The organism is Halanaerobium sp. MA284_MarDTE_T2 (assembly GCF_003337245.1).
Taxonomy (GTDB): Bacteria; Bacillota; Halanaerobiia; order Halanaerobiales; family Halanaerobiaceae; genus QPJE01.
In genome coordinates, this window is sequence record NZ_QPJE01000045.1 from 1 (window position 1) to 10504 (window position 10504).

General features: G+C 38.3%; 6 protein-coding genes. All 6 read left to right on the forward strand.

What is annotated here, in order from left to right; all coding sequences use genetic code 11:
- The first annotated feature begins 290 nt into the window (after positions 1 to 290).
- The 6 genes from rpoB to fusA all read left to right on the forward strand — a co-directional run bounded on the left by rpoB (position 291) and on the right by fusA (position 10405).
- Positions 291 to 3548 (forward strand): DNA-directed RNA polymerase subunit beta, encoded by a 3258-nt coding sequence (rpoB, locus tag DFR78_RS11470; protein ID WP_114458968.1) that lies wholly within the window; start codon positions 291 to 293, stop codon positions 3546 to 3548.
- 26 nt (positions 3549 to 3574) lie between these two features.
- Entirely contained in the window at positions 3575 to 7066 is a 3492-nt protein-coding gene (rpoC, locus tag DFR78_RS11475; RefSeq protein ID WP_114458969.1) for a DNA-directed RNA polymerase subunit beta', read from the forward strand.
- Positions 7067 to 7171: 105 nt separating this feature from the next.
- Entirely contained in the window at positions 7172 to 7423 is a 252-nt protein-coding gene (locus DFR78_RS11480) for a ribosomal L7Ae/L30e/S12e/Gadd45 family protein (RefSeq protein WP_114458970.1), read from the forward strand.
- Between the two features lie 20 nt (positions 7424 to 7443).
- Complete coding sequence (gene rpsL / locus DFR78_RS11485) at positions 7444 to 7815, forward strand: 30S ribosomal protein S12 (protein ID WP_114458971.1); 372 nt, start codon at positions 7444 to 7446, stop codon at positions 7813 to 7815.
- 15 nt (positions 7816 to 7830) lie between these two features.
- On the forward strand, positions 7831 to 8298 hold the full coding sequence (rpsG, locus tag DFR78_RS11490; RefSeq protein ID WP_114458972.1) for a 30S ribosomal protein S7: 468 nt from the start codon (positions 7831 to 7833) through the stop codon (positions 8296 to 8298).
- Positions 8299 to 8338: 40 nt separating this feature from the next.
- Complete coding sequence (fusA, locus tag DFR78_RS11495; RefSeq protein WP_114458973.1) at positions 8339 to 10405, forward strand: elongation factor G; 2067 nt, start codon at positions 8339 to 8341, stop codon at positions 10403 to 10405.
- Positions 10406 to 10504: the final 99 nt, after the last annotated feature.

Here is a 10504-nt window from a genome sequence, read left to right on the forward strand (position 1 = left end):
GAGACGGGGCAACGACTGACGGAAAGCTGTATACGGGAGAACCGTACGTGCAGTTTGACGAGGGGTCCCAGCTGAAAGGCTGGTCCTACTCTATTATAGATAATAATATTTTAATAATAGTCTCTTTTTTGCAGCTCTAAAAATAATTTTGGGCAAACTCTATTTTTCTAAAAAATATTGACAACCCAGTTGACTTGTGTTAATATTAGTAGATGTCTATAAGGTAAATAAAAAAGTTTATAATGGGAAAGTATTGTTTAAATTATTAAGTATTTCCTGGGGGTGCAAAGATGTCAACGGTAAGGGAAAGATATAGTTTCAGCAAGATAGAAGATGCAATGGACTTACCAGATCTGATCTATACACAGTTGAGCTCTTACCAGTGGTTTCTGGAAGAAGGTTTGAAAGAGGTTTTTGAAGAAATCTCTCCAATCGAGGATTTTTCCGAAAACCTGGTATTAGAATTTGTTGATTATTATCTTGAAGATCCTGAAAATACGGTTGAAGAATGCCGTGATCGGGATGATACTTATTCTGCTTCTTTACAGGTGAAGGTTAGACTAATTAATAAAGAAACAGGAGAAGTAAAAGAACAAGAAGTTTTTATGGGCGATTTTCCACTTATGACAGAAAAAGGCACTTTTATTATTAATGGTGCCGAGAGAGTTGTGGTTAATCAGCTGGTTAGATCATCTGGTGTTTATTTTGACGATGAGAGAACAAAGGATGGAAGAAGATTAATTTCGGGCAGTATTATTCCAAACAGAGGAGCCTGGATAGAATTTGAATATGACAAAAAACGTATTATCTCAGTGCGTGTTGACAGAACAAGAAAAATGCCGTCAACAGTATTGTTTAGAGCGTTAGGCTTTGGAACAGACTCAGAATTATTGGAGCTTTTTGGTGATTCAGAAGTTGTACATGACACAATAGAGAGAGATAGTACAGAATCACAGGATGAAGCACTTATAGAATTGTATAAAAGACTTCGTCCAGGTGAACCGCCGACAGTTGAAAGTGCCACTAATCTACTGAATTCTCTATTTTTTGATCACAAAAGATATGATCTGGCTGCAGTTGGCCGGTACAAATTAAATAAGAAATTAGGACTGGATATTGATAAAGACAGAAAATATCTTCATATAGATGATATTGTAGCAACGGTTCAATATATGGTAAAACTTATATATAATGAAGAAGATGCATACATTGATGACATTGATCACCTTGGTAACCGCAGATTGAAAACAGTTGGGGAGCTGCTGCAGAATCAGTTTAGAATTGGTTTATCAAGGATGGAGAGAGTTGTTAGAGAAAGAATGACAATTCAGGATATAGATGTTGTTACTCCACAGGCTTTAATTAACACAAGACCTGTAGTCGCATCTATTCAGGAGTTTTTCGGAAGCAGTCAGCTTTCTCAGTTTATGGACCAGACAAATCCTATGTCAGAGTTAACACATAAAAGAAGGCTCAGTGCACTGGGGCCTGGTGGTTTAAGTCGGGAGAGAGCTGGATTTGATGTGCGTGATGTTCATCATTCACATTATGGTCGTATATGTCCGATTGAAACACCTGAGGGACCAAACATCGGTTTGATAGGTTCTATGAGCACCTATGCTAAGACAAATGAATTTGGATTTTTGATGACCCCATATAGAAAAGTAGTCGACAGCAGGGTAACAGATGAAATACATTATCTGACTGCTGATGAAGAAGATAAATATATTATTGCACAGGCAAATGCGGAAATAGATGATGATGGAAACTATGTAAATGATTTTGTTATTGCCCGTAAAAGGGGCGACATTTTAGAAGTTCATCCGGAAGATCTTGACTACATGGATGTTTCTACCAAGCAGATGGTTGGAGTTTCTGCTGCAATGATCCCATTTTTGGAAAATGATGATGCTAACCGTGCTTTAATGGGAGCAAATATGCAGCGTCAGGCTGTTCCACTTATGATTACAGATGCACCTCGCGTTGCAACAGGTATAGAACATAAGGCGGCAAAAGATTCTGGTGTTGTAGTCATAGCCAAAAATTCCGGTACTGTCAGCAGAGTGACAGCAAATAAAATATTAATAAAAAATGATGAAGGTTCAATAGACAGTTATAAACTTCTCAAATTTAAGAGATCCAATCAGGGCAGCTGTATGAATCAGCGTCCTATTGTAGAAAAAGGTCAGAGGGTTGAAGCAGGTGACATTATTGCTGATGGTCCTTCAACAGATAAAGGTGAGCTGGCTCTGGGACGCAACTCTCTTATTGCATTTATGCCCTGGGAAGGATATAACTATGAGGATGCTATTTTAATTAGTGAGCGACTGGTGAAAGAAGATGCTTTTACTTCAATTCATATTGAAGAACACGAAGCAGAAGCTCGAGACACTAAACTGGGACCTGAAGAAATAACAAGGGATATTCCCAATGTTGGGGAAAATGCCCTCAAAAACTTAGATGACCGCGGAATTATAAGAATCGGAGCTGAAGTAAAAGAAGGAGATATTCTTGTCGGGAAAGTTACTCCAAAAGGAGAAACAGAACTTTCTGCTGAAGAAAGACTTTTAAGAGCTATTTTTGGAGAAAAGGCGAGAGAAGTTAGGGATACATCTTTAAAAGTTCCTCATGGTGAGGAAGGAATAGTAGTTGATGTTAAAGTATTTTCTCGGGAACAGGGTGATGAACTTAAACCAGGTGTAAATAAACTGGTAAGAGTGTATATTGCCAACAAGAAAAAAATATCTGTTGGAGATAAAATGGCTGGCCGCCATGGTAATAAAGGAGTTATTTCCAGAATATTACCTGAAGAAGATATGCCTTTTCTGCCAAATGGTGAACCGGTGGAAATAGTATTAAATCCTCTTGGAGTACCTTCGCGGATGAATATTGGTCAGGTGCTGGAAACACATCTGGGGATGGCTGCAAGATCTCTTGGTATTCATGTAGAAACACCTGTGTTTAATGGTGCGACAGAGAAAGAAGTTGAAGATATTCTGGAAAAAGCTGAGCTCAGCAGAGATGGTAAAACAGTTCTCTATGATGGAAGAACTGGTGAAAGATTTGAAAATAGAGTAACTGTTGGAGTTATGTATATATTAAAGCTTCACCACCTGGTTGATGATAAGATACATGCCAGATCAACTGGGCCATATTCTCTTGTAACACAGCAGCCTCTAGGAGGTAAAGCTCAGTTTGGCGGGCAGCGTTTTGGAGAGATGGAAGTTTGGGCTCTTGAAGCTTATGGAGCTGCCTATACTCTTCAGGAAATGCTGACAGTAAAATCTGATGATGTTGTAGGAAGAGTAAAAACATATGAGGCTATTGTTAAAGGAGAAAATGTACCAGAACCGGGTATTCCAGAATCATTTAAGGTACTGATAAAAGAAATGCAGAGTCTTGGTCTGGATGCAAGAATATTTACTGAAGATGAAGAAGAACTTCAGGTTGCAGAAAATGAAGATGAAATGGCTGAAACTGCTAAAAAACTTGGACTTGATACAGATTTAAAACTTAATCGTGATCAAGAAGATGATGATGACGAATAATTACATTATAGAAAGGGGAGAGACCCTTGTTAAATGTGAATAATTTCGATTCAATGAGGATCGGAGTTGCTTCTCCAGAACAGATTCGTGACTGGTCGAGAGGTGAAGTAAAAAAACCCGAAACTATAAATTATCGCACACTCAAACCAGAAAAAGATGGTTTGTTCTGTGAAAAGATTTTTGGGCCTACCAAAGACTATGAGTGCCACTGTGGCAAATATAAGCGGGTCCGCTACAAGGGTGTTGTATGTGACCGCTGTGGAGTTGAAGTAACCAGATCTAAAGTTAGAAGAGAGCGGATGGGTCATATAGAACTTGCTGCACCATGTACACACATTTGGTTTTTTAAGGGTATTCCAAGTCGACTGGGTTTAATTATGGATATGTCACCTAGAGCACTGGAAAAAGTTATATATTTTGTTCATTATATAGTTACTGATCCAGGAGACACACCACTGTCTGAGAAGCAGCTTCTGTCGGAAAGTGAATATAGGGAAGCAAGAAATAAATTTGGTAATAGTTTTAAAGCAGCTATGGGTGCTGAGGCTATTAAAGAACTTCTAGATAAAATAGATGTAAAAAAAGAAGTACAGAAACTCAAAAAAGAAGTTAAAGAAGCAACAGGACAGAGAAAAAAGCGTGCTGTTAGAAGGCTTGAAGTAATGGGAGGATTGGACGAATCCGGACTTTCTCCTTCAAATCTTGTTCTGGAAGTTGTGCCAGTTATTCCACCTGATCTTAGACCAATGGTACAGCTTGATGGTGGACGTTTTGCAACTTCAGATTTAAATGATCTATATAGGCGTGTAATAAATAGAAATAACAGATTAAAGAGGCTGCTTGATCTTGGCGCTCCAGAAATAATTATTAGAAATGAAAAAAGAATGCTCCAGGAAGCAGTAGATGCACTGATAGATAATGGACGAAGAGGTCGTCCTGTAACAGGCGCTGGAAACAGACCCCTTAAATCATTAAGTGATATGCTTAAAGGTAAACAGGGCCGTTTCCGTCAAAATCTGTTGGGTAAGCGTGTTGATTATTCAGGCCGTTCTGTTATTGTTGTCGGACCGGAGCTGAAAATGCATCAGTGTGGTCTGCCCAAAAAAATGGCATTAGAACTTTTTAAGCCATTTGTAATGAAAGGTCTTGTAGACAAGGGATTTGCCCACAATATTAAAAATGCAAAAAGAATGGTAGAACAGGTAGATGAGGAAGTGTGGGGTATTTTAGAAGAAGCTATTAAAGACCATCCCGTACTTCTCAATAGAGCACCAACCCTGCACCGTCTGGGTATACAGGCTTTTGAACCGGTATTGGTAGAGGGTAAAGCAATAAAACTGCATCCTCTGGTATGTACAGCATATAATGCTGACTTTGATGGTGACCAGATGGCAGTACACCTGCCTTTATCAGCAGAAGCCCAGACAGAAGCGAGGCTGCTGATGCTTTCAACTACAAATCTGCTTACACCTTCAGATGGAAGTCCTATTACAATTCCTACTCAGGATATGGTGCTGGGAATATTTTATCTAACATCCAGAAAACCAGGTATGAAAGGTGAAGGCAAGATATTTGCCAATAGTGATGAAGCAATTAAAGCCTATGATACAGATAAAGTACATCTCCAGTCACCTGTAAAAGTCAGACTTAATGGAGAGATAATAGAGACCACTATTGGACGTATAATATTTAATGAATCTTTTCCAGAAGAAATGGATTATATAAACGAAAGAGTTGGGAAGAGCAAACTTGGTGATTTAATCGCAGATCTTTATGAATTGGTTGGCAGTGATAAAACGGCTAAAACACTGGATAAGATAAAATCACTGGGATATGATTTTGCTACAAGATCTGGTATTACAATTGCTGTATCTGATGCAGAAATACCTCCGATTAAAGAGAAAATTGTAAAAAAAGCTGAAGATGATGTACACGAAATTGAAAAACATTACCGCAGAGGAGCTATTACAGAAAATGAAAGATATCAAAAAGTTGTTGATATCTGGAATAATACTAAAGATGATGTAACAGATGCTCTGCTTGAAAATCTGGATGAGAACAATAATATTTATATTATGGCTATTTCGGGTGCTCGTGGTAATACATCTCAGATTTCTCAGCTTGCAGGTATGAGGGGGCTGATGGCAGATCCTTCTGGACGAATTATTGATGTTCCAATTAAATCCAGTTTCCGTGAAGGACTTGATGTTTTAGAATATTTCTTATCCACTCATGGAGCCAGAAAAGGTCTGGCAGATACTGCGCTGAGAACAGCTGACTCAGGTTATCTAACAAGAAGACTTGTTGATGTTTCTCAGGATGTCATTGTTCGAGAGGATGACTGTGGAACTGAAGAAGGAATTTATGTAGAATCTATCGGAGGTAAAGGATCAGAAGCGGTTGAAACACTTGCGGAAAGAACTATAGGTAGAGTAACTGCTGAAGAAATAGTTGATCCTGATACTGGAGAAGTTATTGTTGAAAACAATGTAATGATAACCAGAAAGATGATGAAAAAGATAGATGCTGCAGGTATAGAAAAAGTAAAAATTCGTTCAGTTCTTACCTGTGAAGCAAAACATGGGGTCTGTAGAAAATGTTATGGTAGAAACCTGGCAACAAACGAAATTGTAGATATTGGAGAATCGATTGGTATTATTGCTGCTCAATCTATCGGTGAACCTGGAACACAGCTTACAATGCGTACATTCCACACAGGTGGAGTTGCCGGTGATGATATTACTCAGGGTCTGCCGAGAGTGGAAGAACTTTTTGAAGGTAGAACTCCAAAAGGTCAGGCTATTATGACAGAAAGAGAAGGATATGTAACAATAGTTGAAAAGAAAAACTCCAAACGTGTTGTAATAGAAAATGAAGATGGAAAGAAAAAGACATATAAGATTCCTTATGGATCAAAGATGATTGTAAAAAATGATCAATATGTTACTGCTGGTGATAAACTAACTGAAGGTCCTCTGGATCCAAATGTGCTGCTGAAAGTGAAAGGAGAAAAAGCAGTTCAGAATTATCTTCTGGAAGAGGTACAGAATGTTTACCGCTCACAGGGAGTTGAAATTAACGATAAACATATTGAAGTAATAATAAGGCAGATGATGAAAAAACTTAAAATTACTCAATCTGGTGATACAGAATTTCTTCCGGGCAGTTTAATCAATAGATACGATTTACGAAAAAGCAATAAAGAAATGAATGAGAAAAATATGGAGCCTGCAAAAGCTGAGCCCGAACTGCTGGGTATTACTAAGGCTGCACTTGCTACAGACAGCTTTTTATCAGCTGCTTCTTTCCAGGAAACAACCAGAGTATTAACTGAAGCATCTCTGGAAGGTAAAGTTGATCCACTGCTGGGATTGAAAGAAAATGTAATAATTGGACAGCTTATTCCAGCTGGAACTGGAATGAAATATTACCGTAATATTGAAGTTGTTAATGAAGATGGAGTAGTATTTGAAGATCTAGCCAGTGAATTAAGTGATGTAGAAAATTCTGCAGAATAATTTGAGCAGATTAAATAAATTTTCTTTGTTGACATGAACAGACAAAGGTGTTAAAATACTTAAGTGTGCTCGGTAAATTAAGTATACTTATGGAGGTAGACTGAAATGCTTACTGAGTTTTGTGATACTGATGATATTAAACTTATTGTCGGTACAAAACAGACTCTTAAGGCTATTAAAGAAAAAAGAGTCAGTAAAGTTTTTCTTGCTGATGATATTGATCTGCACATAAAAGAAGAAATTCTTTGTGCTGTTAAGGATAATAATATACCTTTTGAAATGGTCGAAAGTAAAATGAAACTGGGCAGAGAATGCGGAATAGATGTTTCCGCTGCCTCTGCTGCCTTATTGAAATAATTGGAAGGAGGTGGGAATGCATGCCGACAATTAGCCAACTGATTCGTAAAGGTCGTCAGAAGACTAAAAAGAAGACTTCCGCTCCTGCTCTGGAGGGTTCTCCGCAAAAAAGGGGAGTCTGTACCAGGGTATATACTGCAACACCTAAAAAGCCTAACTCGGCTTTGAGAAAAGTAGCTCGTGTGCGCCTTACAAACGGGAAAGAAGTTACAGCTTATATCCCGGGAATTGGACATAACTTACAGGAACACTCAGTAGTTTTAGTTAGAGGTGGAAGAGTAAAAGATTTACCAGGTGTTAGATATCACATAGTACGTGGATCACTTGATACAGCTGGTGTTGAAGACAGAAAACAGGGACGTTCCAAGTATGGTGTTAAAAAACCTAGATAAAAAGGAGGGAGTTTAGTGCGTAAAAATAGAGCGGAAAAAAGAGAAATAATGCCTGACCCAATATATAATAAGGTACTGATAAGCCGTATTGTTAATAAACTTATGTTAGATGGTAAAAAAGGTCTGGCTGAAAATATTTTTTATGGAGCTCTGGATATCATTGCTGATAAGACCGGAGAAGATCCTATTGAAGTAGTAAACGAAGCTTTGAATAATATAATGCCTGCTCTTGAAGTTAAATCTCGCCGTGTAGGTGGATCTAACTATCAGGTTCCGGTAGAAGTAGATGAACATCGCAAAATTACTTTAAGTCTGCGCTGGTTAATTAACGCTGCCCGTGCACGTGGAGAAAGAACTATGAAAGAGCGTATTGCTAGTGAAATCATGGAAGCATTTAATAATACAGGTGGCGCAGTTAGAAAGAAAGAAGAAGTCCATCGTATGGCGGAAGCCAATAGAGCTTTTGCACATTACAGGTGGTAATAAGTTGCGTGATGTATAATTTTAATAAGGGGGGAGAATAGTGGCCCGACAATTTCCACTAAAGAGAACACGTAACATTGGAATAATGGCACATATAGATGCTGGAAAAACAACAACAACTGAAAGAATACTTTACTATACAGGACGCGTTCATAAAATGGGTGAAACTCATGATGGTGCGTCTGTAATGGACTGGATGGAACAGGAACAGGAAAGAGGTATCACTATTACCTCAGCTGCAACTACTTGTCAATGGAAGGAACATCGAATTAATATAATAGATACGCCCGGACACGTGGACTTTACAGTAGAGGTAGAAAGATCGCTTAGAGTTTTAGATGGAGCAATTGCTCTGTTCTGTTCTGTTGGTGGTGTTGAACCACAGTCAGAAACCGTATGGAGACAGGCTGATAAATACAAAGTTCCCAGAATCGCATTTGTAAATAAAATGGATAGAATGGGTGCAGATTTTTTTAGAGCTGTCGACATGATGCGTGAAAGACTGGGGGCAAATGCAATACCCATTCAGCTGCCAATTGGTAGTGAAGATAATTTTGATGGAGTAATAGATCTTGTAGAGATGGATGCAGTGATTTATGAAGATGAACTTGGTGTAAATTTTGAACGTCAGGAAATTCCCGAAGATATGCAGGAACTTGCTGATGAATATAGGGAAAAAATGATTGAAGTTTTAGCTGAAGAAGACGATGAATTTATGATGAAATATCTGGAAGAAGGTGTCTCAACGGAAGATATTAAAAATCTGCTTAGAAAGGCAGTTCTGAATGTAAATGTAGTACCTGTTCTCTGTGGATCTGCTTTTAAGAACAAAGGAGTACAGATGCTGCTTGATGCTGTTATAGATTATATGCCTTCTCCGGTGGATGTACCACCTATTACAGGTATCAATCCAGATACAGAAGAAGAGGAAATCAGAAAAGCTGATGATGATGAGCCATTTTCTGCACTTTCATTTAAAATTATGGCTGATCCATATGTTGGCAAATTAGCATTTTTTAGAGCTTATTCTGGAGTATTAAAAGCTGGTTCATATGTATATAATGCAACTTCCGAAAAAAGAGAGAGAGTTGGACGCATACTTCAGATGCATGCAAATCACCGGGAAGAAAGAGATGAAGTTTATGCTGGTGATCTTGCGGCTGCAGTAGGTTTAAAAAATACAAGTACCGGAGATACTCTGTGTGATCAGGATCATCCAATTATTCTGGAATCAATGGACTTTCCAGAACCGGTTATAGATGTTGCGATTGAACCAAAAAGTAAAGCTGATCAGGATAAGTTAGGTGAAGCACTGCAGCGTCTATCTGAAGAGGATCCAACATTCAGAGTTAGAAGTGATGAGGAAACAGGCCAGACAATTATTCAGGGTATGGGAGAACTGCACCTTGAAGTAATTGTTGACCGTCTGCTTAGAGAATTTAAAGTTGATGCTAATATCGGTAAACCAAAAGTTGCTTACAGAGAAACGATTACCAAAAAAGTAACCGGTATTGAAGGTAAATTTATTCGTCAATCAGGTGGTCGTGGACAGTACGGCCATGTTGTTCTTGATATTATCCCTCAAAAAGAGGGAGAAGGTTTTGAATTTGAAAATAATATTGTAGGTGGCTCAATTCCCAAAGAATATATACCTGCAGTTGAAGCTGGTATTATTGAATCAATGGAAAATGGCATTATTGCTGGTTATCCAGTAGTTGATGTTAAAGTTGTTCTCAATGATGGCAGCTATCATGAAGTAGACTCTTCAGAAATGGCATTTAAAATTGCTGGTTCAATGGGCTTTAGAGAAGGGGCTAAAAAAGCAGCACCTGTTATTTTAGAACCTGTTATGAGTGTTGAAGTAGTAGTTCCTGAAGAATACATGGGAGATGTTATCGGTGATCTTAACGGACGCCGTGGAAGAGTTGAAGGAATGGAACCAAGAGCAAATGCTCAGGTTGTTAAAGCATTTGTACCGCTTTCTGAGATGTTTGGTTATGCGACTGACCTGAGATCTAAAACTCAGGGTAGAGCAACTTATACAATGCAGTTTTCTCATTATGAGAAGGCGCCAAAAAATATAGCTAAAGAAATTATGGGAGAATAACTTTTATATTTTAAGGAGGACAAAAAAGATGGCAAAAAAGAAATTTGAAAGAACAAAACCACATGTTAACATAGGAACAATAGGACATGTTGACCATGG

Excerpts from the sequence above, each read along its gene's own strand:
- rpoB (WP_114458968.1), top strand. The coding sequence starts at position 291 with ATGTCAACGGTAAGGGAAAGATATAGTTTCAGCAAGATAGAAGATGCA.
- DFR78_RS11480 (WP_114458970.1), top strand. The coding sequence starts at position 7,172 with ATGCTTACTGAGTTTTGTGATACTGATGATATTAAACTTATTGTCGGT.
- rpsL (WP_114458971.1), top strand. The coding sequence starts at position 7,444 with ATGCCGACAATTAGCCAACTGATTCGTAAAGGTCGTCAGAAGACTAAA.